Source organism: Peribacillus sp. BM1, assembly GCF_056679975.1.
In genome coordinates, this window is the sequence record NZ_CM155259.1 from 1850144 (window position 1) to 1873219 (window position 23076).

General features: G+C 36.6%; 21 protein-coding genes. 14 read left to right on the forward strand and 7 right to left on the reverse strand.

Features of this window, described 5'->3' with window-relative positions:
- Positions 1 to 246 precede the first annotated feature (246 nt).
- The 9 genes from AC1MGI_RS08895 to panF all read left to right on the forward strand — a co-directional run bounded on the left by AC1MGI_RS08895 (position 247) and on the right by panF (position 10584).
- Positions 247 to 1389, forward strand: a complete 1143-nt coding sequence (locus AC1MGI_RS08895) for an ABC transporter ATP-binding protein (RefSeq protein WP_480349390.1) — start codon at positions 247 to 249, stop codon at positions 1387 to 1389.
- A 173-nt stretch (positions 1390 to 1562) separates the two neighbouring features.
- The gene (locus tag AC1MGI_RS08900; RefSeq protein ID WP_480349391.1) at positions 1563 to 2540 is read left to right on the forward strand and encodes an ABC transporter permease; all 978 of its coding nucleotides are present in this window, start codon (positions 1563 to 1565) and stop codon (positions 2538 to 2540) included.
- A 26-nt stretch (positions 2541 to 2566) separates the two neighbouring features.
- Complete coding sequence (locus AC1MGI_RS08905) at positions 2567 to 4261, forward strand: extracellular solute-binding protein (protein WP_480349392.1); 1695 nt, start codon at positions 2567 to 2569, stop codon at positions 4259 to 4261.
- A 126-nt stretch (positions 4262 to 4387) separates the two neighbouring features.
- Positions 4388 to 5284, forward strand: a complete 897-nt coding sequence (locus AC1MGI_RS08910; protein ID WP_480349393.1) for a carbohydrate ABC transporter permease — start codon at positions 4388 to 4390, stop codon at positions 5282 to 5284.
- A gap of 12 nt (positions 5285 to 5296) precedes the next feature.
- The gene (locus AC1MGI_RS08915) at positions 5297 to 6187 is read left to right on the forward strand and encodes a metallophosphoesterase family protein (RefSeq protein WP_480349394.1); all 891 of its coding nucleotides are present in this window, start codon (positions 5297 to 5299) and stop codon (positions 6185 to 6187) included.
- 1 nt (position 6188) lies between these two features.
- Positions 6189 to 7529, forward strand: coding sequence for an MATE family efflux transporter (locus AC1MGI_RS08920; RefSeq protein ID WP_480349395.1), 1341 nt, complete (start codon positions 6189 to 6191; stop codon positions 7527 to 7529).
- Between the two features lie 16 nt (positions 7530 to 7545).
- Entirely contained in the window at positions 7546 to 8325 is a 780-nt protein-coding gene (locus AC1MGI_RS08925; protein ID WP_480349396.1) for a DeoR/GlpR family DNA-binding transcription regulator, read from the forward strand.
- 514 nt (positions 8326 to 8839) lie between these two features.
- Positions 8840 to 9130 (forward strand): YhdT family protein, encoded by a 291-nt coding sequence (locus AC1MGI_RS08930; protein WP_480349397.1) that lies wholly within the window; start codon positions 8840 to 8842, stop codon positions 9128 to 9130.
- Positions 9127 to 10584 carry a sodium/pantothenate symporter gene (gene panF, locus AC1MGI_RS08935; RefSeq protein ID WP_480349398.1) on the forward strand — a complete coding sequence of 486 codons (1458 nt, stop codon included), beginning with the start codon at positions 9127 to 9129 and terminating at the stop codon, positions 10582 to 10584. Before AC1MGI_RS08930 ends, panF begins: the two co-directional genes overlap by 4 nt.
- A 106-nt stretch (positions 10585 to 10690) precedes the next feature.
- Here the strand turns inward: panF and AC1MGI_RS08940 are convergent, their stop codons facing one another.
- The 5 genes from AC1MGI_RS08940 to AC1MGI_RS08960 form a co-directional block, all read right to left on the reverse strand.
- Positions 10691 to 11389 carry a lysophospholipid acyltransferase family protein gene (locus tag AC1MGI_RS08940; protein ID WP_480349399.1) on the reverse strand — a complete coding sequence of 233 codons (699 nt, stop codon included), beginning with the start codon at positions 11387 to 11389 and terminating at the stop codon, positions 10691 to 10693.
- On the reverse strand, positions 11379 to 12485 hold the full coding sequence (locus AC1MGI_RS08945; protein WP_480349400.1) for a glycosyltransferase: 1107 nt from the start codon (positions 12483 to 12485) through the stop codon (positions 11379 to 11381). Before AC1MGI_RS08945 ends, AC1MGI_RS08940 begins: the two co-directional genes overlap by 11 nt.
- A gap of 556 nt (positions 12486 to 13041) precedes the next feature.
- Positions 13042 to 13884: a MurR/RpiR family transcriptional regulator gene (locus AC1MGI_RS08950; RefSeq protein ID WP_480349401.1), complete on the reverse strand. Its 843-nt coding sequence runs from the start codon at positions 13882 to 13884 to the stop codon at positions 13042 to 13044.
- 211 nt (positions 13885 to 14095) lie between these two features.
- Positions 14096 to 14785: an N-acetylmannosamine-6-phosphate 2-epimerase gene (locus tag AC1MGI_RS08955; RefSeq protein ID WP_480349402.1), complete on the reverse strand. Its 690-nt coding sequence runs from the start codon at positions 14783 to 14785 to the stop codon at positions 14096 to 14098.
- Positions 14786 to 14812: 27 nt separating this feature from the next.
- Positions 14813 to 16351: a maltose/glucose-specific PTS transporter subunit IIC gene (locus AC1MGI_RS08960; RefSeq protein ID WP_480349403.1), complete on the reverse strand. Its 1539-nt coding sequence runs from the start codon at positions 16349 to 16351 to the stop codon at positions 14813 to 14815.
- A 668-nt stretch (positions 16352 to 17019) separates the two neighbouring features.
- Between AC1MGI_RS08960 and AC1MGI_RS08965 the strand changes: the two genes are divergently transcribed.
- Complete coding sequence (locus tag AC1MGI_RS08965; protein ID WP_480349404.1) at positions 17020 to 17574, forward strand: cysteine hydrolase family protein; 555 nt, start codon at positions 17020 to 17022, stop codon at positions 17572 to 17574.
- 134 nt (positions 17575 to 17708) lie between these two features.
- On the opposite strand, the gene AC1MGI_RS08970 is transcribed toward AC1MGI_RS08965, so the two are convergent.
- Complete coding sequence (locus AC1MGI_RS08970; protein WP_062183796.1) at positions 17709 to 17894, reverse strand: hypothetical protein; 186 nt, start codon at positions 17892 to 17894, stop codon at positions 17709 to 17711.
- A gap of 211 nt (positions 17895 to 18105) precedes the next feature.
- Between AC1MGI_RS08970 and AC1MGI_RS08975 the strand changes: the two genes are divergently transcribed.
- Both AC1MGI_RS08975 and AC1MGI_RS08980 read left to right on the forward strand, forming a co-directional pair.
- Positions 18106 to 18282 (forward strand): hypothetical protein, encoded by a 177-nt coding sequence (locus AC1MGI_RS08975; protein ID WP_480349405.1) that lies wholly within the window; start codon positions 18106 to 18108, stop codon positions 18280 to 18282.
- A 30-nt stretch (positions 18283 to 18312) separates the two neighbouring features.
- Entirely contained in the window at positions 18313 to 19005 is a 693-nt protein-coding gene (locus AC1MGI_RS08980) for a phosphoribosylaminoimidazolesuccinocarboxamide synthase (protein ID WP_480349406.1), read from the forward strand.
- Between the two features lie 135 nt (positions 19006 to 19140).
- Here the strand turns inward: AC1MGI_RS08980 and AC1MGI_RS08985 are convergent.
- Positions 19141 to 20489, reverse strand: a protein-coding gene (locus AC1MGI_RS08985; protein WP_480348478.1) for an IS3 family transposase whose coding sequence is annotated in 2 segments (ribosomal slippage) — positions 19141 to 20045 and positions 20045 to 20489 — 1350 coding nt in all. Because the reading frame shifts where the segments join, the coding sequence is not laid out codon by codon here.
- Between the two features lie 545 nt (positions 20490 to 21034).
- On the opposite strand from AC1MGI_RS08985, the gene uvsE (AC1MGI_RS08990) reads away from it, so the two are divergent.
- Both uvsE (AC1MGI_RS08990) and uvsE (AC1MGI_RS08995) read left to right on the forward strand, forming a co-directional pair.
- Positions 21035 to 21988 (forward strand): UV DNA damage repair endonuclease UvsE, encoded by a 954-nt coding sequence (gene uvsE / locus AC1MGI_RS08990; RefSeq protein WP_480349407.1) that lies wholly within the window; start codon positions 21035 to 21037, stop codon positions 21986 to 21988.
- 105 nt (positions 21989 to 22093) lie between these two features.
- Positions 22094 to 23059, forward strand: a complete 966-nt coding sequence (gene uvsE / locus AC1MGI_RS08995) for a UV DNA damage repair endonuclease UvsE (RefSeq protein WP_480349408.1) — start codon at positions 22094 to 22096, stop codon at positions 23057 to 23059.
- Positions 23060 to 23076: the final 17 nt, after the last annotated feature.

Genomic DNA, 23076 nt, shown 5'->3' on the forward strand with positions numbered 1-23076 from the left:
CTAAAAGGTTGCCCTGCTTCTGCGATTCTATTCTTTCGTATTTATAGGAAATTTGAGCAGCAAATCGATCCAATGAAAAAATGCTTCTTTCGGTAAATCTCTGAACTGGCCGATGTTGGATTAACAAAACAGATTAATGAATCTTTTACATTATCAAAATATTTACTTAATGTTTGATTGGTAAATTGTAAAAGTAAACAAAAGCAAAACAAAAATTGAAATAAAAAAGTTTGTTTAGGAGGCAACATGGCTAAATTACTTATTCGTAATCTTTCTAAAGAGTATAGTGGCGGCGTAAAAGCAGTTAAAGACTTTAATTTAACCATAAATGATGAAGAGTTTATTGTATTTGTTGGACCATCAGGTTGTGGGAAATCGACAACATTAAGAATGATAGCCGGTCTAGAAAGTATTAGTGGCGGTGAACTTCTCATAGATGACAAGGTAGTAAATAACCTCCATCCGAAAGATAGGGATATTGCGATGGTTTTCCAAAACTATGCGTTATATCCACATATGACTGTATTTGGCAATATGGCTTTTTCTTTAAAGTTAAGAAAGGTACCAAAAAAAGAAATTAATGAACGTGTACATAAAGCAGCCAAAATTTTAGATATTGAATCTTTGTTAGAACGAAAACCAAAGGCTTTATCCGGTGGTCAAAGACAACGTGTAGCCCTTGGTAGAGCGATCGTACGAGATGCGAAAGTATTCTTAATGGACGAGCCACTTTCTAATCTTGATGCGAAATTAAGAACGCAAATGCGTGCTGAAATTACGAAACTTCATAAAGAATTAAAAACAACAACGATATATGTTACCCATGATCAAACGGAAGCAATGACTATGGCATCTAGAATTGTCGTATTAAAGGATGGTGTCATTCAACAAGTAGGAACACCTCGAGAAATCTATGCAAAACCAAACAATATCTTTGTTGGTAGTTTCATTGGTGCCCCTGCGATGAATTTTATTGAAGGTACGTTAACAGAAGCTGGCCTAGATGTCGTAGGGACGATTATTCCACTCCAAAGCGAACAAATTAATCATTTAAAAGCAATAGGCTATCTAAATAAAAGCCTAGTTGTCGGGGTTCGACCTGAACATATTAGACGATCTGATAAATCTGAACAAAGTAACAGAAAATTTGACTTTAAAACAAATGTTGAATTAGCAGAGTTAACAGGTTCTGAAATCATATTACATGTGAAATTAAATGAAAAAGCACTAATTGCCAAAGTGGATGCGATGGAGCCATTTGAAACAGGTCAATCAATTGAAATGACCTTTGATTTTGAAAACATTCACTTTTTTGATAAAGAAACAACAGAACGAATCGAATTAAATCGGGTAGGAATGAACAAAGATGAAAAAGTTATCGCTATTTAAAACGACTAATTCGGAAACGATCAATGGACTGTTACACCTGATGCACATCATTCACATTTTTTCTTTTGAGTGGAAGTGCCTAGGTCAACTAAAGAACGAATCATTCAGCAATTGAAGTTTCACTTTATTTTACGAAAAAATCAAAAGAAGGTTAGAAAGGAGGAATTAGTTGAATGGATATCACGTCCGGAAACAATATTGAGACAGCACCTAAGAAGAAAAAAAAGCACAAGGTAAAGCCGATGAAGCTTAGCTATGAAAATATTTGGCAGCATCGTGCACAATATATCATGCTCTTACCTTGTATTATATTCTTCATTATTTTCTCCTATTTACCTATGGCTGGTATGGTATTGGCATTCAAGGAATTTCGATTTGATACAGGACTTTTTGGTGGCGCTTGGGTTGGTTTCCAATACTTTGAACGATTTTTTAACGACCCTCAAAGTTGGACATTTATTAAAAATACACTCATCATCAGCTCGATGAAATTAATATTGGCATTGCCGTTTCCGATTATTTTAGCACTTATGTTTAATGAAATTAAAAATAATAAAATAAGAAGCTTTTTTCAAAGTATTACCTATTTGCCACACTTCTTATCATGGGTTGTTGTGGTAGGGATATTACAAAGTATTTTAGCGCCGAACACAGGACTACTAAATCAAGTGATTTCGTTCTTTGGAGGTGATGGTAGCACGTTCTTCTTAATGGAAGAAGAGAGTTTTCATTCTATCATGTTTTGGAGCTATGTTTGGAAGGATATTGGTTGGAATTCTATCATTTACTTTGCCGCAATTATGGGGATTAGTCCTAGCCTTTATGAGGCTGCAGCCATTGATGGGGCAAATAGATGGAGACAAATTTGGCACATCACATTAACGGGTATTAGACCGACGATTCTAATTTTACTCATTTTATCGTTAGGGAATATCCTATCTGCAGGATTCGATCAAATCTATTTATTAAAAACACCAGGAAATGCGGAGGTTTCTGAAATTATTGATACGTATGTCATACGCACTGGGCTTCAAAGTGGCCAATTTGGATATGCAACAGCAGTAGGAATGATGCAAGGGATTGTAGGTTTAATCCTTGTGTTAGTAGTCAACCGTTTTTCTAGTAAGAAATTTAATACATCATTATGGTAAATGAAATTGGAGGGAGTACACTCACGATGAAAAAGATGTCATATAAGTTACTAACACTGTTATTAGTAGGCATTCTGTTACTTACCGCTTGTTCGAATAATTCAAAAGAGACAATGAATCATGAAAAGCCAGAGGGTGCACCTGATACATGGATTGCAGATCGAACAATTAAAGGGTTAGTATTCATGAGTGATGGCGACGTTTCAGCGGGAATGAACCCTGAAATCGCTGCAGAATTAAAGAAAAAAACAGGGATTACATTAGAATTACAAGGGATTACAGTTGAAGATTCGACTGAGGCATTGACTACAGGGTTAGCATCAGGAGATTTACCTGATTTCGTTGCTTATTACTTGGATCATAGTGGACGACCTGAGATGCAAATATTATTAAAAGCTGGTCGTGAAGGGATGTTCCATGACTTAACACCAATGCTGAAAGAAACAGAGATTTATAGTAAATATTTTGAAGAAGGTTACCTACCAAAAGATACGAAAGACAATATTATGTTTAGAGATGAATTTAAAGGTGCAAGTTACTTCGCTCATATGTCAATGGCTCGTGAGCCTGGTACTGTTAAACGTAAATATGTTGGTGGACCTTATATTTTAAAAGATATTGTCGATCAATTAGGAATTGATCCGATGGAAATCGATACAACGGAAGAATTACGTGACTTAGCCGTGAAGATTAAAGAAGGTAATTTTAAAGATGAGAATGGAAAGCCGGTAACACCGATAGGTCCAACTGCATGGGGTGGAGCTGACAGAGACTTTATTTTCAATGATCTTGTATGGTCAGGTGAAACTGGAGAGAAATTCTTAGAGGATGAAGATGGGAAAATTAAGCATGAGGCTCAAACAGGTTATGGTTTAAAACGTGTTAACTTTGTCAGGGATTTATTAGCAGAGAAACTTCTTCATCCAGAATTCTTTACAATGGAAGAAAATCGAGCAAAAGAAGGTATTGTCAACAAATCATTTGGAATTGTAGCTGATATGCATAACTATGTTGTTCAAAATAACGATATGAAATATGTTCCGCTTGGACCGATCGATACAGTTGAAGGCGATTATCAAATGCAATTAACGTATAAATCAGGATATGCTGGTTGGTCAATCCCGAAAACAACTGAGTATCCAGAAGATATTGTAAAATTAGCTGACTTTTTAGCAAGTCGTGAAGGTAAATTATTAAGTCAATATGGAATCGAAGGAAGAGACTACACGTTAGATGAAAAGGGTAATCCAATTGTTAAGAAAGAAGTTTTAGAATTAAAAGAAAACGATCCTGCACAAGCTGCGAAACTTGGTTTCAGAGGAGCGGGTTCATATTGGGCAGAACATCTTGGCTATACAGACATTGATAATATGGCAGACTTTGGTGAATTTGAATACGGTGCAAGAGTTGCCGGTGAAGATACACAAGCTGCGGAAAAAATCATTGATATGTGGAATTATGATGAAAGATTAAAAAATGCACAAGTAATTGACGGATCAACACCTAAATCATTTATTTTCGAACTTGAAAGTGGTGACAATTTAAACATTGCTCTAGATACGTACAATGAAAATTTATTACGTGCTTACTATAGTAAGTCAGAGGAAGAAGCAGCACAAATCTTACAAGAATCAAAAAAATTGCTTGAAAAGTCAGGGTTAAATGAATATATCAAGCTGATTGAAAAGAAAGAAAAAGAAGGTACGACAATTAGATTCTAAAACTATTAAAAGGGGGTTATCCCACAAACGTTTGGGTCAGATCCCTCTACGACTATATACAGTGTATAGAGTGCGAAGTCAGACCCTTTTGGGACACCCTCTTGCTTTAATAAAGGAGGAATTCACATGTTCAACGAGCATGATAAAACATGGCGGTTTTTTAAAACTTTCAATATTGTTATCGTGACTCTACTTTGCTTATCGGTTATTCTTCCTTTTTTAAATATTTTAGCTCTATCGTTAAATGAAGGAACCGATGCGCAAAGGGGCGGAATTTACTTTTTCCCTAGAGAGTTTAGCTTTGGGAATTATATCGAGGTATTTCAACAATCATCCATCTTAAATGCACTTGGAATTAGTTTGTTCAGAACAGTAGTCGGAACGATCATTAGTGTATTTTTAACGGCAATGGCGGCTTACGCACTAAAAACGAAAACATTACCTGGTAGAAAGGTCATCACATTTTTTATCTTTTTTACAATGTTATTTAGCGGTGGAATCGTTCCTTATTATTTAGTATTAACGGAACTCCATTTAACAAATACAATCTGGGTTTATATTATCCCAAGCCTTTATAGTGTATGGAATATTTTAATTATGAAGACGTTTTTTCAGGCAATACCAGATAGTATTGAAGAAGCGGCTAGAATTGATGGCTGTAGTGAATTTCAAATTTTCTTGAAGATTATCTTGCCGATGAGTAAACCGGTTATCGCAACAATAGGATTATTTAATGCGGTTGCCCATTGGAATGATTGGTTCTCAGGATCGTTCTATGTAAGAAATCCTGAATTAAAACCACTTGCAACTCTATTACAGGAAATGTTAACGAGACAACAAGCAATGGCAGATGCATTACTTAGAAACTCTGGTGCATATGCAGCATTAGAAAAAATTACGGTTACCGGTGATTCATTAAAGATGGCAACCATTATTCTAGTTGTAGCACCCATTATTATGATCTATCCATTTATCCAAAAGCATTTTGTAAAAGGTGTAAATATTGGATCAGTGAAAGAATAGGAGGTTTAATTGATGGAGCTTACGATGAGAGAAGAAGGAAAGTTTAGGATTTTACAATTGACTGATTTACATGTGGGTTCAATGCCTTTTCATGAACATGATGATCTTACGTTTAATCATATAAAGGATATGACTGAAAAAGTAAATCCGGATTTAATTGTGATCACCGGAGATTTGATTTGGTCTGAAGGTGTTCTGGGGCCGGAAAAAAGTTTCGCTGAATTGATAAAGGTATTAAATGAATTAAAGAAACCAATCGCGATTACGTATGGTAACCATGATTCAGAAGAAGGAATTTCACGTTCTGAATTAAGAAAAATGGAAGAAAAAATTGATTTGCTTGTTGAGAAAAAACATTTGCATATTGCAAAAGATCGAGCGTCTTATTGTGTTGAAATTAAAAATCAACATGATGAAGTTGCAGATGTCCTTTATTTCATCGATAGCGGCTCAATTGATCCGCTTGGAATTGGAACTTACGAGTTTGTTCACCCAGATCAAGTGACATGGTTTAACGAAGTTTCTAAACAATATCGTAATAGAGAACAAGATTTTAAGAAGGATTTATTATTCTTGCATATTCCACTTCCAGAATATAAAGAAGCATTTATGGAAGGGCAAGTGAGTGGGCAGAGAAATGAGAGTATTTCTTCACCAATGGTTAATACGGGACTATTTACTTCATTATTACTAAATGGGCATGTCGCAGGTATATTTTGTGGTCATGATCATGACAATGACTTTGTTGCTGACTATCATGATATTCGATTATGCTATGGTAGAATTAGTGGATTTCAGTGCTATGGTGAGCTTACTCGTGGTGCACGTGTCATCGAATTAAGTAATCAACAGGTATTTGAGACATATCTCATTGAAACAACTAAGTACCAAGATTACAAATAACATGAAAAGTCATCAAGAAATCCCACAATTTAAATATTTGTTTATTCCTTTATTAGTAGAGCAATTGTTTCAATTACTACTCGGCAACATGGATGTATTGATGCTGAGTCAGTACTCAGATAATAGTGTTGCAGCAGTTGGTCTAGCGAATCAAATCATTGTTGTTACAACGATGATATACGGATTTATTAATATTGGAACAACGATTCAGTTAACCCAACTTTCCAGTACCGGTCAAACAGAAAAAAGTGCAAAAGTTGTTTCCCATGCATTTTATTTAAATGTTATGTTTACGATCATCATGACGACGGTATTAGTAATCTTTAATGAGTCCTTCCTGAAAATGCTGCAAACACCTGAAAGTTTAATGGCCGAGGCATCTACCTATTTAAAGGTAATTGCATATGGACTTGTTTTCCATTCGATTATGGGCCTGATGGGGAGTATATTTAGAAGTTACTCAATGGTAAAGCTTGTTATGTTTGTGACAATAATGATAAACATTTTAAATATTGCTTTGAACTATATTGTATTGTTTACACCGATTACAATATTAGGTGAAGGAGTATTTGGCGTTGCTGTTGCGACGAATATAAGCCGGATGATCGGTATGATTGTATTATGTATGTACTTTATGATGCATAAGCAACTTCTGTTTGGTGTCATCAATTGGTTAAAGGTAGAATGGAAGACAATGAAAAAAATTCTGGTCCTTGGGGTCCCCTCAGCCGGAGAACACGTCTCCTACAATTTATCGCAAGTGATTATCACTGGTTTCATTGCAAGTTTGGGTGCTGCTACGATTACGACTAAGATTTATACTCAAACAATCACTTCGATTGTCTTTGCATGTTCAATGGCCATTTCACAAGCTGCGCAAATCATCACTGGGAAGCTGATTGGCAATAAAATGCACGATAATGCTTATAATTTTTCAATAAGATTATTAATGAAAAGTATTGTTGTAACAACTATTATAACAGCTCTTATCGCCTTATTATCTGCAACCATTATTTCATTTTTTACAACAAATGAAGACATTAAGCATCTTACTGTTCTTCTTGTTTTTCTAAGTATTTTATTAGAACCAGCTAGAGCGGCAAATGTTCTCCTCGTTTCTACTCTGAATGTGGCAGGCGATGTGAAATACCCAGTATTGATCAGTATCATCGTCGTATGGGGATTTGTTATTCCGATGAGTTTTGTTGTCGGTGTATGGTTAGGGTACGGGTTGGTCGGTATATGGATCGTCTTTATATTGGATGAATGGATCCGTGCATTACTATTATTTTTACGTTGGAAAAAAAGGCGCTGGCAGTCATTGAATATATTAGTAGATTAAGAAAGAAGTGAATACGATGTTGAGTAAGGATGAACGACATCAGTTTATCTTAAGTCGATTAGATATACATGACAAAATTATGGTCATTGATTTAGCGAAATCTCAAAATGTCACCCCTGAAACGATCAGAAGAGATTTAGCAGATCTTGAGATGAATGAACAATTAACACGGATTCATGGTGGAGCGGTTCCTTTTATTCCTACTCAAAAAGAGATGGTATATGACAGGAAAATGTCACTTAATTATGAAGCGAAGTTGAAAATAGCCAAAAGGGCATCCGAGTTTATTCAACATGGAGATACGATTGCAGTCGATGTAGGTACGACGACGGTTCATATTGCCGATATGATTGAAGATATTCGTTCATTAACAATCGTCACGAATTCTTTGAGTGCTGCTCTTCGATTTAATGTAGCTATTGAAGAGAAACGTATTTCAGGGAAAGTGATCATGCTGCCTGGGGTGACCCATCCTGACCAATCATCAGTTAAAGGGACGTATACCGTTGATTTTTTAAAAAGATTTCATTTTAATCGAGCTTTTATTTCTTGTGGTGGAGTAACTAAAGATGCTATGTATGATTTTGATATGGACGAGTCACTTGTTTCTGAAGTTATGATTCAACATAGTCAAGAAGCGATATTACTAACGGACTCATTGAAATTAAATAAAAAATCTACGTTTGAAATAGGTCCAATTTCTACTATCACAAAAATTATTTGCGATGAGGAAAAACCATTTGACTGGCCTGAAAGCGGTTATGAGTGGGTATCTATTAACGATTTGCACGAATAAGGAAGGATGATAATAGGGTATCCCCTATACTTTGAAGAAGGCTGATTCAGCTTTCTTTTTTGTTTTTAATGAAAAAGACTTTCAAATTCCCCAAAATCAAAGTGCATCATTGCAGGGGCATAGATGCTAATCCACTTTGCATGTTCTACCATCCGATCTATCGCCTATTTCCAGGCATCTTCAAGTATCGCCGTATATTAATTAAATTGTCCATCCCACGAATCCTTTTAATGAGACGTCGATGTTTGTTGGTGACATGATTATTATATGAATCGTCGACTACCTATAGTTCGTCAAATAACATTGGAGACTTTAGTATCCACTAGAAAAGTGATAAAATTGTACCTTAGAATCAAGGTTGTTTAAGAAAGCAGCCGAAACCCTTATAAAGTCATCTTTTAGAATGTAGAATTACCGATAAGGTTAAAGGGAATCATGTCGTTAACTAGAGTTGCAGGAAGGTTCGAACTTGTTTAATGATCTCAAAGACGACTAGTAAAGATGGAGGATTTATATGAAAGACAATGCAGAATTGAAAGACAAGCGATTTAAAATAGCTCATAGGGAAGCGATAATCGGAGTCGTTCTTGTCATCATTAATTTTAGTTTATGGTTTGGGTTTGCTTACGGATTAGGTTCAGGTGACCCAGCCTCTTATAACTATGTGTTTGGCTTGCCAGAGTGGTTTTTTTACAGTTGTGTCTTAAGTTTTATTGTGATGTTCATCCTCGTTGTCTATAGTGTGAAATTCCTGTTTAAGGAAGTTCCATTTGAAGAGGAAGAAGAAAGAGGAGATCACACATGAACTGGCAAGTTATTATTCCATTACTATTATTCTTAGTCGTTATATTTTCTGTTGGTTTTTGGGCAAGTCGGTACGTTCGATCAACAGATTCCTTTCTTCAGGAATATTTCCTAGGTGATAGACAGTTAGGTGGATTTGTATTAGCCATGACGATGATTGCTACATATGGAAGTGCGAGTAGTTTTATCGGTGGTCCAGGAGTGGCTTATACGGAAGGGTTAGGATGGGTACTTCTTTCGATGGCACAGCTTCCAGCAGGCTACTTTGTCTTAATGGTTTTAGGAAAGAAATTTGCGATTATCGCACGAAAATACAAGGCGATTACCTTAATTGATTTTCTAAAGGAAAGGTATAAAAGTACGGCAGTTGTCATCATTGCTGCTGTTAGTATCATTGTTTTTTTGTTTTCTTCAATGGCTGCACAATGGGTAGGAGGGGCAAGGCTGATTGAGTCTTTGACAGGATTATCATACACTACAGCATTGTTTATTTTTGCTGTCTCTGTTCTTGTTTATGTCATTATTGGCGGCTTTAGAGCAGTTGCTTTAACAGAAACCGTTCAAGGGGTCGTCATGTTAGTGGGGACGATTATTTTACTAGTCGCTACGATTATAGCTGGTGGTGGTATACCCAATATTATTCAAGAGCTTGTGGCGGAAAATCCAGACCTTGTCTCCCCTTATGGAGCCGAGCGAGATTTAACACCTATTTATGTTTCTTCTTTCTGGATTTTAGTAGGGGTTGGGGTTATTGGCTTACCGCAAATCGCAGTGCGAGCGATGTCCTATAGAAATTCAAAAGGAATGCATCAAGCAATCATCATCGGTACGTTTGCTATTGGAACGATTATGCTTGGCATGCACGTAATTGGCGTTTTTGCAAGAGCGGTTCTTCCTGGCATTGAAATTGGCGATAAAGTCATGCCGACGCTTACGCTAGAAGTTTTACCACCATTTTTAGCGGGGCTCGTACTCGCTGCACCAATGGCAGCCATCATGTCGACAGTGAACTCTTTATTGATTTTGATAAGTTCGGCAATTGTGAAGGACCTTTATTTAAACTATCTAAAACCAAAAGCGACTGAAAACCAGGTGAAACGAGCTAGCTTTTGGGTTACGACCTTAATCGGGATTTCCGTTATCCTCTTTGCCTTAAGCCCACCAGACCTGCTCATTTGGTTAAACTTATTCTCATTTGGTGGGTTAGAATCGGTATTTATTTGGCCGATCGTCTTTGGCCTTTATTGGAGTAAGGGGAATAAATATGGCGCTATTTCATCAATGGTTGTCGGGATGGGGTCTTATATTTTATTTGATCGACTCTATCCAAACGCTTTAGGCATGCACACCGTTGTTTTACCTGTTTTATTATCTCTGATCGCGTATGTACTCATCAGTAAGCTGACGGATAAATACGTACTTTCATCGAATCTTCATCTAGAATCAAATGGATGAGCAACAGATATCCGTACCGAATAGGAAAAAGCGTCGTGCACCATCTGTATTATCGATGGTGTATGGCGCTTTTTTTATTAACTAAAGAGATGTGGTGCAAACTGTCTTATTCATTCAAATCCCCGCTATTCTTTGCTAACTGATTTAGTTGAGTGTGAATTTTTTGATAGACAATTTTTCTTTCCTCGTTAAAATCTTGGCCATCCCTGAAATAAATGGGTTGATCAGCAAGGATTACTTTTTTACTCTTACTGGCGTATAAAGGAACAAAACATACATGTTGACCTGTAGCTTTATAATAGTATTTTTCCAAGTAAAGAAAGCCTTCATACATTGCTTTCGTACGCGAAGATGTGTCGCTGTATGCCATATCTGGAAAGATGACGACGCTTTCTCCTGTTTGTAAAGCAGAAACGCTCTGTGTAAATGTTTGTAGAATTTGTCTAGAACCTCTGTACACAGGAATTCCTCTGCTTGAATGTAAAAGCTTTGCAATGAGATAGGATAGCGGCAACGCACAGATCTTTGCAAGATACTTATTCATCCCGTTTCTTTTTGTAAATGTATATTCCGCATACTGTGTATAACAGGCTGCTTGATCAAGGAAAACGTGTAGAATCCATGCATGCAAACTTTTTGGGAACCATAGCATTGTCACGAATGGACCAAATGTATTTTGATGGTGGGAGATATACACAACCGGACCGTTTATATTTTTGGGTATTTGAACATGGTATGTAGGATAGATCATTCTTACAATAAATTGGACACATCGAAAAAATGTTCCATAAAAATTATCTTTCATCCCGTTCACCAATGATTTGTTTTTTTATAGTTTCATCCGTTTTAAACACCCAATAAAGTTGAAATTGGTGACTGACCATACCTAGTAAGAGGTCGATGCAAATTTTTGCGAGAATCACGTTTACACCCATAAAGATCGTTGCTGAAGTTACCATAATATAGGAAGATAACATAATCCCAATACATAATAGATAATATTTGAAAATTGACTGGGTTAGTTTGTTCTGACTGCTAAAAACAAATGTTCGATTCATATAGAAATTGCTCGAAGAAGAAAGGACCCGAGAAACAAATGTGGCGTAAAAAATCCGTGCTTCAAGTGGCAACCCGACTAATATCACACTGTTCAACAAAATAAAACTGCCGATATCGATTAATCCTGACAGTATCGTAGAATAAAAATAATGGAGAAATCCAGATAGAAGTTTTGCAAATATCTTGATGGAATCGAATATAGAGTGATAATGCGAACTGGCATTGTTGTCAAAATATAAAGTCTGTATCGAAATCTCATTAAATGGGATATTCATCTTTTTAGCATAGATTAACATATTGATTTCATATTCGTAGCGTTCTCCTTTAAGCTCCAAGATTCTCGGGAGTTCAGTTATTGGAATGCCTCTTAACCCGGTTTGCGTATCTTTTAGTTTATACCCGTATAATAATTGAAAGAAAAAACTTGTGGTCCTGTTACCTAGTAAACTTCGGAATGGTACATTGCCGTTGCTTAAATCCCGAACACCTAAAATGATACCGTTTTCATTATTTTCTAGGGTATGAGCGATATTACACACATCTTCTACGGCGTGCTGCCCATCAGCATCAGCTGTTACCACACCTTCTAAATATTGATAGGTTTTAAGAAAATAGTCAAAAGCAGTTTTTAACGCTCTGCCTTTCCCTTTATTCAGATCATGCGTTAAGACCGTACAATGTTCAATCATGCTTAATTTAGTGAAAATATACGTTAACTCTTCTTTACTGCCATCATTTACAACAATAATTTCGGCAGCACCTTCTGCTAATAATCTGTGGACATAATCAACCAAACTGCTTGTAGGGTTAAGGACAGGAATTATTATGGCACAATTTTTCATAATAATAATCTCCTTTCCAAGGAATAAGGTGGCAAAGGTATAAGGGGATAATATGAGGGACCCTTTTAAACTGCTAATCTCCTACATGTAACCTATATTAAAATATGACTCTTCTTCTTGGTTTATGTTTAATCTTAGGTTCATTTCCATTGATACTTTTTAGAAGACCATTGGTTGAAATAGCTAATACTTAAGACAACATTGCTGGGCTAATTGTATGGTCCATTCAACCATTTATTCAATCAGATAAAGTGAGACTTCAATCAGTGGGGGTCTTACGTCTGTTAATGCGGGATAAAACTTCAAGGGAAACCGTTGATGAAAGGCTAACGGTACATAATGGCGCGTACGACAGTTCTTTACCGACTAATAATATAATGGCTCTAGTGATATGATTCACCAGAACCACTTTCATAATTAGTCCGGAGCTTTAGAGCGTCGATTATAAACCAATTAAAATAGTTAAGGGTGGGGAGTGCATAAAAGGTAAGGGATTTGGTCTTTTTGTACGTGAAACATAATGGCAAAAGAGATACAAACTGATACATAATTTTGATTAATAATTATCGTATAACGCCTTTAATGTTTTTTCTCGAAAGTGAATTCTATTTTTATAATCCTTTGCGATAAGCTCGGTATAGATTAAATCAAACAGTAAAAAGAGTGGTAAGGATGGCGAAATATTCTGTCCCATATGCATATTGCTTTTATTCATGGCGAGTAGAGTTAGGTCAGCTAGCTGTGATAGCTCAGAGTCTTTTTCGCCGGTAAAAACTAAAATGGCAGCCCCTTGTTCCTTCGCGATGCTTATAGGACGAATGACTTCCTTCGTCCTGCCAGTGACAGATATTCCAATCACAACACTTTTTTCTGTGCATAGTGCTGCGTCCATCACAGCTTGATGTGGATCGGTAATGGTCTCAACATTTAATCCAATTCGAAAAAACTTTGATTTAAATTCCAGGGCAGCAATTCCAGAGTTACCGATGCCATATACATGGATTTTATTTGCGTGAGTAAGAAGGGAGACGGCTTGTTGAATGTCAGAATATGTGACTTTTTTAAAGGTATTTTCAATAATATCCAAGTGATTTTGATATAGTTGGGCAAAATAGTCCATTTGCTTAATCGTATTCGTCGTGCTCGGTTTATCTCTGAGATCCACATATCTTTTTAATTCATGCTTAAACTCATTGAATCCTGAAAAAGATAATTTTTGACAAAAACGAGTAATGGTCGCTGGTGAAATATGCATTTTCTTTGCAATTTGGCTACTAGATATATGGCTGATTTCATCAGGATGTTCAATAATATATCGAGCAAGTTCTATTTCTGTGTTTGTGAATTTGTCCATACTGCACTCAATTCCATGCAACAGGTTTTCACCTAAATATTCCATGTTGTTCACCTATTTGTGGGGGATTTTTACTGCTATTTTTATCATATAGGATAACCTTTTTACTTGTCCATTATAGATGAGTGTTCCGATCTATACTAAAAATGACTCAAGCATCAGCCTGAGTCATTTTTAGTATAGCTTAGATTTTGTGAAAATTGTTTTATTAAAAAATATTATTTAACAGAAGCAGAAATTTAATCTAAAAAAACGACTAGAGCAAAGCGTCAACAAATCGTTTAGTAATTTGCTGTGGGCGTGTAATGGCTCCACCTACTACTACCGCATGAACATTGATATCTAATACGGAACGGGCAATTTCTGGTGTAGAAACGTTTCCTTCCGCAAGAACTTTCGCATGCTTCACTACTTCTACGATTTGTTTAATGACCGCGTAATTATTGAAATCAATCTTCAATCCTTGTGTCTCAGCTGTATAGCCATATAATGTTGGAGCAACGATATCAAATCCTAGTTGATCAGCATGAATGGCTTCTTCTACCGTTGAGACGTCCGCCATTAGAATCGCCTGAGGATATTTAGACCGGACCTCATGATAAAATTCATCTAACGTGCTTCCATCAGGTCTTATGCGAGCTGTTGCATCAGTGGCAATAATTTCAGCACCCGTTGTCATTAATGCATCAATCTCTTTTATAGTAGGAGTGATAAAAACAGGATTCTCTCCATACACTTGTTTGATGATTCCGATTACTGGAAGGTCTACTTGCTTCTTGATCTCTAAAACGTCAGCGACCGAGTTTGCACGAATTCCCTTAGCACCGCCTTCTTTTGCTGCAATAGCCATGCGCCCCATGATGTGGGAGCTGTGTAAAGGCTCACCTTCTAAAGCCTGACAAGATACAATTAATCCTTTAGTGATTTGATCTAATACTGGTTGCATTTTATACACTCCCTTGTCCAAAATGATTTATTCATGTCCTAAATACTCTTCTACTTCGTTTTTTACAATGGTAACCTGTGGACCATATACGACTTGAATACCATTGCCTTTTTTCACAATCCCTTTTGAACCGGTTTGTTTAATCACATCATCCTTAACCAAGGAGTCATCTTTAACAGTTACTCGAAGTCTGGTTGCACAGCAATCTACTACATCAATATTAGTAGCTCCACCTAATCCTTCGACAATTGTTTTGGCACGATCAGTAGCTGTCACTTGTTGTGCAACAGTCTGTTCCTCATCTTCACGTCCAACAACTTTGAAATTTTTTCTCTTAATAAGGAATTTAAATGTGAAATAATATAAGAAGAACCAAGGAATACCGATTAGTAATACATAAATCCAATTTGTTTTAGCCATACCTTGAAGGATACCAAATAATGTAAAATCAATGAACCCTCCAGAAAAAGTTTGTCCAATTGTAATATTGAAGATATCAGCCATCATAAAGGCTAACCCATCAAACAGAGCATGAACAAAATAAAGAAGTGGAGCAACAAACAAGAAACTAAATTCAAGAGGCTCTGTGATTCCTGTTAAAAAAGAAGTTAAAGCTGCTGAAAGAAGGATCCCTGCAACGACTTTTTTATTTTTTGGTTTAGCACAGTGATAGATAGCAAGAGCTGCTCCTGGAAGACCAAACATCATCGTAATGAAACGACCAGACATAAACCTTGATACACCTTCATAATATTGTTCGGTGTTCGGGTCAGCTAATTGGGCAAAGAAGATATTTTGTGTCCCATTGACAATATGCCCGCCAATTTCCATCGTACCACCTAAAGCTGTTTGCCAGAATGGTAAGTAGAAAATATGATGTAATCCCATTGGTCCAAGCATACGTAGAATAAAGCCATAGAAAAATGTTCCGATCGTACCTGTGCTTGTAACTAATGAGCCTAATTGATTGATGAAAAGTTGGAAATAAGGCCAAACGATAAATAAAACAGCCCCCACGATAATCGCTGTAAAAGAAACAATGATCGGGATAAAACGAGAGCCTCCGAAAAACCCTAAAACTTGAGGTAACTGGATCTTATTGTATTTATTGTGTAATAAGGCAGCCACAATCCCAATGACAATCCCACCGAAAACACCTGTTTCTAATGTTTGGATACCAACCGCCATTCCTTGGCCAGCACCAGCTAAATTATCTTTCGCAAGATCCCCCGTAATGGAGAGTAGGGCATTGATTGAGCTGTTCATAACAAAATACCCAATCATTGCAGCCAGACCAGCTGTCCCTTTATCCGAACGGGCAAGACCTACTGCAACACCGACTGCAAAAATAATCGGTAAGTTACCGAAAACGATACTCCCAGCTGAGCTCATTATGGTAAATATGGCTTGAAGCCATGCAATATCTAAAAATGGATAAGCTGAAACCGTATTTGGATTCGATAGCGCTCCACCAATACCAAGCAGCAAGCCAGCAGCTGGTAAGACAGCAATCGGAAGCATAAATGATTTACCAAACTGTTGGGCTTTCTCAAAAACATTCTTCAAAACTATTACCTCCTTGTGTGTGAATCATGTTGTCTTATGTGTAAGGTATCCCTTATGGGCTTATTATATATATGTAAAAAAACGCTTTCAATGGAATGGTAGAAGTTATCAAGCTTTTTCAGTAATTTGACGAAAAGTCAGAAAGGAATTTCAATCGTAAAAACAATACTGATTATTCTAAAGATGTTACTGATGATTGGGAGGGTTTTATGGGGAATTTAACTTAACGGAAAGAATGAATTTCACTTTTTACAAATGGTTTTAAATAATTTCTTGTGATGGTGACCGAAATAGGTAAAAGTGAGAACGGAAATCGGCAGTACCCGAACCACATTACAGGTTTTTCAATCTAGAATCAAAAATTGCGCTCCGGAACGAGTATCTTTAAGTTATATCATCCAATTTTCTCATATATGGTCCAATCTTTAAGTTATATCAGCCGATTTTCTCATATATCAGCCAATCCTCAATTTATGTTGCGATCCGGAATCAAGATTTACGCGCCAGAAGGAATACATTACGATCTGTAATGAAAATAAAACGGAAATCTTTCAGTCAATATTAATAATTCGAATATTTGAAGGGGACTGACACCCTATACTTGTGAAAAGACTTCGGAATTGTTAAATTATTCTGTGGATAAATAATTAATTAGGGTGGGATGGTTCATGAAGAAAGCTTTAATCATTATAGATGTACAAAATGCTTTTGATGATCAGAAATGGGGAAAACGAAATAATCCAAATGCAGAGGAAAATATAAGTAAACTACTAAAGCTCTGGAGAAACAAGGGATGGCAAGTGATTCATCTTCAACATTTGTCAGATTCTCTACATTCTCTTTTTCATCCGAAAAATGATGGTTTTCTTATCAAAGAGTTGGTGAATCCACTAGAAGATGAAATTGTCCTAACTAAGAAGGTAAATAGTGCGTTTATCGGAACCAATTTAGAAGAGTTTCTAAGATCAAATGAGATCGGTACAGTTGTCATAACAGGTTTGACGACACCCCATTGTGTCTCGACAACGACAAGAATGAGTGGTAATTTAGGGTTTAATACATATCTTCTTTCAGACGCTACAGCAGCATTTGGGATGAAGGATCAAAATGATCAATATTATGATGCAGAGACAATCCACACTATTTCACTTGCTACTTTGCATGAAGAATTTGCTACCGTTATAACGACAGAACAACTTATCAACAAGTTAAATCTAAGATAGAAACAAAATGTCTGTTTTAGAGTAAGTGATTCATATAAATGGAAGTGGTACAAGAACTGAAGTTTGTCGAATAACGGAGAAAAGGAAATGAATAATTGAGGCTGCACCACGTAAAAGGGCCAGCCTCATTTCATTTATGAACGCTGAATCATAGAAGTAGAATAGCTTTTCACTAATTTCTGTAGATTTTTATGTCCTTCTCTTACTTTAATTGTTTCTTCAATGATTTTTTGGAAACCTTCCAAGTCTTTGTCGGATGCATTCAATACGGATCTAGTCACACTTTCGGCGATTTGTTGTAAGTTTATTTCTGAACTCATAGACAACGACCACCTTTCCACTTATTTGTTAGGGCATGTGTTTCTCCACTTTACTTATTTATGGAAAGAGTGTGCAATTTCCTGCTAGTAACTTAATAAATTTATCTACAATTATCATCACGTTTCTTATTCGTTAGTGGAATTTCAACAAGGTCGTAGGATTTCAAATGGGGTGTTGGTTCTTAATCATCCCCTTCTTGGAAATCTTTCAATGTCTTTTAAATATGCCATTAGACTTATTTTACGGGAAGCGTTAAGTTCTTTAGAAACAGTAGGAAGCATCAATAGGCAGACACAATTCGCAATCATTTTACCGGAATTTTGGAACAACCTCATAAAAGAGAAATTGATTTTTCAGAAAAATGCAGATATTATTATAAGCATATAACGATTATAGATACAGGAGAGGATTTTTCTAATGAAGTCGATTTATACCGGGAAAACGAAGGATGTTTATGCACTTGAAAACGGAAATTATGTATTGAAATTTAAAGATGATGTAACAGGGGAAAATGGTGTCTTCGATCCAGGAGCCAATACAGTCGGTTTAACGCTTGAAGGTGCAGGTCGAGCAGGTCTTAGTTTAACGAAGTACTTTTTTGAAATATTAAAAGAAAAAGAAATTCCTACGCATTATATAGATGCTAATATTGAAGAAGCGACGATGACAGTGAAGCCGGCAACTGTATTCGGCAAAGGGCTTGAAGTAATCTGCCGTTACAAGGCAGTTGGAAGCTTTCTCCGTCGCTATGGGATGTATGCAGAAGAAGGGCAACCATTAGACGCATTTGTAGAAGTCACTTTGAAAGATGATGAACGCCAAGATCCGCCAATTAGCGAAGATGCACTTGATATGCTAGGTATCCTCACAAAAGCGGAATATACCGTATTAAAAGACCTTACCAAACAGATCGGCAGCGTTGTAAAAGATGAATTAGCGAAGAAAGATATCGAATTATACGATATTAAATTTGAATTTGGCAGAGTCGGCGAAGATAAGCAAATCGCGTTAATCGATGAAATCTCAGGAGGAAACATGAGAGCTTATAAAAATGATACCTATATCGAGCCGCTGGAATTAGAGAAATTGATGTTGGAAATTAACCTCTAGAGTATTCTTATGGTCGTGATTATCACTAAGGTGAAAAAGGTTGCCATCGATAATTGATCGTTACTACCAGAGTTATCAAAACACCCCAATCTTGATCGCCTGTATGATCTGACCCAATAAAGTTAGACAAATATTTTAGGCAACTTTTAAGATCCGAGTTCGGTATTCTACCGGGCTCAGGTCTTTTAATTTTGCCTTCATTCTTTTGTGATTGTAGTACTCAATGTACTCTTTTAATTCTCTTTCAAAATGAGCCATACTTTCAAATTCTTGCAGGTACAGCAATTCAGACTTTAATAAGCCGAAGAAATTCTCGATAACGGCATTATCTAAGCAGTTACCCTTACGAGACATGCTTTGTGTAATTCGGTGCTCTTGTAATGTTTTCTGATACTTCTTCATTTGATAATGCCAGCCTTGATCGGAATGAAGAATGACTTTGTCTTCCGGTTTAAGACGTTTTATTGCTTCATCTAACATATTGCCCACGAGTTGATAGACAGGGCGGCTCATGACTTTGTACGCAATAATTTCGCCATTACATAAATCGAGGACAGGCGACAGATAACGTTTTTCCCCGAAAAGATGGAATTCGGTCACATCTGTTACCCATTTTTGATTCATTTTATCTGCGTTAAAATCACGTTGTAATACGTTCGGCGCGATTTTACCCACGTTCCCTTTGTAAGAACGATACTTCTTCATACGGACCATGCATTTTAAGCCAAGCTCATTCATTAAACGATTGATGGTCTTCGGATCATGAATAAAACCATATTTCTTTAGCTCTTTTGTGATGCGACGATACCCATAGCGACCTTTATGTTCATGATAAATCTTCTTAATTGCCTCTTTTATATCGGCGTATTTGTCCACTCGGTCTAATCGTTTCTCCCAATAATAATAAGTGCTGCGTGGAATGTCTGCGACTTCAACTAGATCCACAACGCCATACGGATCCTTTAGTTCAAAAATTACTTGCGCTTTGATTTGGTTTGTAATTTTTCCTGCATTTGAACTAAAGTATTCAACTTTTTTAAGTAAGCATTCTCCACTTCTAAACGCTCGATTTTCGCTTGTAACGCTTCTACTGAGCCCTCAGCTGGTGTCGTTTTAATTGTTTTCTTCTTCATAGATGGACGCCCCTTTTTCTTTGGTTCTAGCGCGTCCAATCCCTTTGTTTTCAGCAACTGATCCCATTGATAAATGGTACTGGGAGCAGAAATATTAAATGTGCTTGCCGTTTCTCGAAAAGACGCGCCCGTTTCGTTCATAAAATTGAGTACGTCTAGTTTAAACTGACTGGAGTAACTTGTATAGCCCTTCTGAAAACCTTCTGCCCCTTGCGCTTCAAATAATTTAACCCAAGTAATGACTAGTGATTTCACTGTACCAATGCTTTCTGCAATGGTTTTATAGCCTTCCTTTCCAGTTAAATAACGTTCTACCGCTTTTAACTTATCCTCTACTGTATATTTAGACATAAAAACACCCCGTAAATGTTAGTTTGGTGTCTAACATTTACGGGGCAGTTCAGTATGGGACTATGATGGGGGTGTTTTTTTGATTCTACTCATAACTGCCCAATCTAGTTGCGGCTCCTAGCCCGTCTGAGGTCATAAGCTGGGCAGTCGCCTCACTTTTTGAAGTAAAAGCCCGATTGGTGAGATACAGTGAAACTCACCTTAGTTCGTACTTTCGATCCTAGCGCCACTAATAATCAGTGGAGGGGACGAAAAATCCCCACTAATTGAATTTTCACTTTATTTCTTGCGGCCACAGACCACAATGGTTTTGTGCTTGACACCATTGTAACACCAGGTAACACGATGACAGTCATATTTTAGAGCCATTAGTTGCACAAGTGATAAAGCCTAAAGCTGCTGCTTGAATATCGCAAGAATATGTATACCTAATAGAGAATTTGTATAACATAAGGGGAACTAATAGGGTTTAGAGTTTACTGATTTTAATGTCTAAGAGTATTCTTGTAAATAATTGCATTGTATTAAAATAAGGAGAAAAATAGATGAAGATTCGATTTGGCTATGTAGCGAATGCGATGGGCTTATGGGATGCAAGCCCTTCAAAGGCTTTAACTTTTGCACGGTATTCAGCTCTTCCTAAAAACGAGCGAATGGAGAAGCTCAAAACTGTCACTGCACAAAATTTACATCATACGAAAAGAATTTTGTATTATAATATCGCGCATGAAATAGAATTATATCGGTTTTCAAGCTCACTTGTACCCTTAGCAACCCATCCGGAAGTAATGTGGGATTTCATTACTCCATTCAAAACCGAATGGGAAGAACTTGGTCAATTAATAAATCAATTTAAGCTTCGCCCGAGTTTTCACCCAAATCAATTTACACTTTTTACAAGCCCACGAGAAGAGGTGACCATGAATGCAGTGATGAATATGGAATATCATTTTATGATGCTTGAAGCTATGAATGCATTGGAGAGGGGAATTATTAATATTCATATTGGTGGAGCCTATGGGGATAAAGACATGTCATTAGGACGCTTTCATCAGAATATTAAAAGATTGCCAATAGAAATTAAAAAGCATATGACGCTTGAAAACGATGATAAAACCTATGAAGTTGAGGAAACGCTTATTACTTGTGAAAAAGAAAATATACCGATGATTCTTGATTATCATCACCATATGGCGAATAAAGGGGAGGTTGAACTTACACTTTATTTACAACGCATTTTTAACACTTGGAATGATTCTAAGGCTGTACCAAAAGTCCACATTTCTTCGCCAAAATCAGAACAAGCCTATCGTTCCCACGCAGATTTTGTCTCTTTAGACTTCGTACTCCCATTCTTAAAAATGGCAAAGATACTTAATCAAGATTTTGACATTATGATAGAAGCAAAACAGAAGAACCTTGCCATGCACAGACTTATAGAAGAAGTAGCTTCAATTCGGGGAGTCAAACGTATATCAAGTTCTGCGGTGGAATGGTAAGTATAGATAGGAAGATTCTTCTTGTTTACTTAGACCATTTCCCTATTATAACTGGAAAGATGAGCTATTAATAATTTCTATTCTCCCTTTGATGAGGTGGGAAAAATGACAATTGTACGTCTTGGCTATGTTGCCATGAGCATGGAATTAAAAAACGCGTCCCCGTCGAAAACGATGACTTATACCCAATTTCAGAAAATTCATGATCGGGAAGCTGCCATTCGCAAATTGGAACGTATATCAATATTGAATTTACAAAATACACTTAGGCTCCTTAAGCATAATGTAGCTTCTGACATTCATTTTTATCGTTTAACCTCTCGTCTTATTCCCTTGGCGAACCATGAAGAACTGCTTGATTGGAATTATATAAAACCACTAAAAGGACTGCTCCTTGAGATTGGAGATTTTGCTAAAAAACATAAGATAAGAATTGATTTTCATCCAGATCATTTTGTTATTATTAATTCCATGAAGAAGCAGATTTTGAAAAATTCAATAAATACATTAAAGCTGCATTACTTATTACTAAAGGGGATGGGGATTGACTCGACTCATCGCTGTGTGATGCATGTGGGCGGCAATTATAAGGAAACTGAAAAATCACTCGAACGTTTTGTTGATAATTGGATGGTTGTTCCGAGATCCATTCAAAAAATGATCATGCTTGAAAATGATGATACTTCGTTTACCTTAGAAGATACACTCTACTTATGTGAAAAACTAGATATTCCGCTTGTATTCAATTATCATCATCACCTTGCCCATCATCAAAATAAAAGTTGGGAAGATAACTGGAATCGAGTTGTGCAAACATGGAGGCATTCTCCACTTCCAATTAAAATGCACATTTCAAGTCCGAAAAGCGAAAAAGCGTATCGCCACCATTCAGATTATATAGACATCGATATGTTTTTCAAGTTTCTGAAAGTGATAAATGGCAGTATCTCACAAATTGACTGTATGATTGAGGCCAAGAGAAAAGACGAAGCATTATTTAAATTAATGGAAGAGGTTAAAACAAGAGAGGATGTTGACCTCATTGATGGCTCTTCTTTTCGTTTGAAGTAAATGGAAAGAAGAGCCAA

What these genes read in the sequence shown, in the direction of transcription:
- AC1MGI_RS08925 (WP_480349396.1), top strand. Translation starts at nt 7,546, where the DNA reads ATGTTGAGTAAGGATGAACGACATCAGTTTATCTTAAGTCGATTAGAT.
- AC1MGI_RS08910 (WP_480349393.1), top strand. Translation starts at nt 4,388, where the DNA reads ATGTTCAACGAGCATGATAAAACATGGCGGTTTTTTAAAACTTTCAAT.
- AC1MGI_RS08905 (WP_480349392.1), top strand. Translation starts at nt 2,567, where the DNA reads ATGAAAAAGATGTCATATAAGTTACTAACACTGTTATTAGTAGGCATT.
- AC1MGI_RS08950 (WP_480349401.1), bottom strand. Translation starts at nt 13,884, where the DNA reads ATGGAATATTTAGGTGAAAACCTGTTGCATGGAATTGAGTGCAGTATG.
- AC1MGI_RS08930 (WP_480349397.1), top strand. Translation starts at nt 8,840, where the DNA reads ATGAAAGACAATGCAGAATTGAAAGACAAGCGATTTAAAATAGCTCAT.
- AC1MGI_RS08920 (WP_480349395.1), top strand. Translation starts at nt 6,189, where the DNA reads ATGAAAAGTCATCAAGAAATCCCACAATTTAAATATTTGTTTATTCCT.
- panF (WP_480349398.1), top strand. Translation starts at nt 9,127, where the DNA reads ATGAACTGGCAAGTTATTATTCCATTACTATTATTCTTAGTCGTTATA.
- AC1MGI_RS08980 (WP_480349406.1), top strand. Translation starts at nt 18,313, where the DNA reads ATGAAGTCGATTTATACCGGGAAAACGAAGGATGTTTATGCACTTGAA.
- uvsE (WP_480349408.1), top strand. Translation starts at nt 22,094, where the DNA reads ATGACAATTGTACGTCTTGGCTATGTTGCCATGAGCATGGAATTAAAA.
- AC1MGI_RS08965 (WP_480349404.1), top strand. Translation starts at nt 17,020, where the DNA reads ATGAAGAAAGCTTTAATCATTATAGATGTACAAAATGCTTTTGATGAT.
- AC1MGI_RS08975 (WP_480349405.1), top strand. Translation starts at nt 18,106, where the DNA reads ATGTCTTTTAAATATGCCATTAGACTTATTTTACGGGAAGCGTTAAGT.
- uvsE (WP_480349407.1), top strand. Translation starts at nt 21,035, where the DNA reads ATGAAGATTCGATTTGGCTATGTAGCGAATGCGATGGGCTTATGGGAT.
- AC1MGI_RS08900 (WP_480349391.1), top strand. Translation starts at nt 1,563, where the DNA reads ATGGATATCACGTCCGGAAACAATATTGAGACAGCACCTAAGAAGAAA.
- AC1MGI_RS08895 (WP_480349390.1), top strand. Translation starts at nt 247, where the DNA reads ATGGCTAAATTACTTATTCGTAATCTTTCTAAAGAGTATAGTGGCGGC.
- AC1MGI_RS08945 (WP_480349400.1), bottom strand. Translation starts at nt 12,485, where the DNA reads ATGAAAAATTGTGCCATAATAATTCCTGTCCTTAACCCTACAAGCAGT.
- AC1MGI_RS08970 (WP_062183796.1), bottom strand. Translation starts at nt 17,894, where the DNA reads ATGAGTTCAGAAATAAACTTACAACAAATCGCCGAAAGTGTGACTAGA.
- AC1MGI_RS08955 (WP_480349402.1), bottom strand. Translation starts at nt 14,785, where the DNA reads ATGCAACCAGTATTAGATCAAATCACTAAAGGATTAATTGTATCTTGT.
- AC1MGI_RS08940 (WP_480349399.1), bottom strand. Translation starts at nt 11,389, where the DNA reads ATGAAAGATAATTTTTATGGAACATTTTTTCGATGTGTCCAATTTATT.
- AC1MGI_RS08915 (WP_480349394.1), top strand. Translation starts at nt 5,297, where the DNA reads ATGGAGCTTACGATGAGAGAAGAAGGAAAGTTTAGGATTTTACAATTG.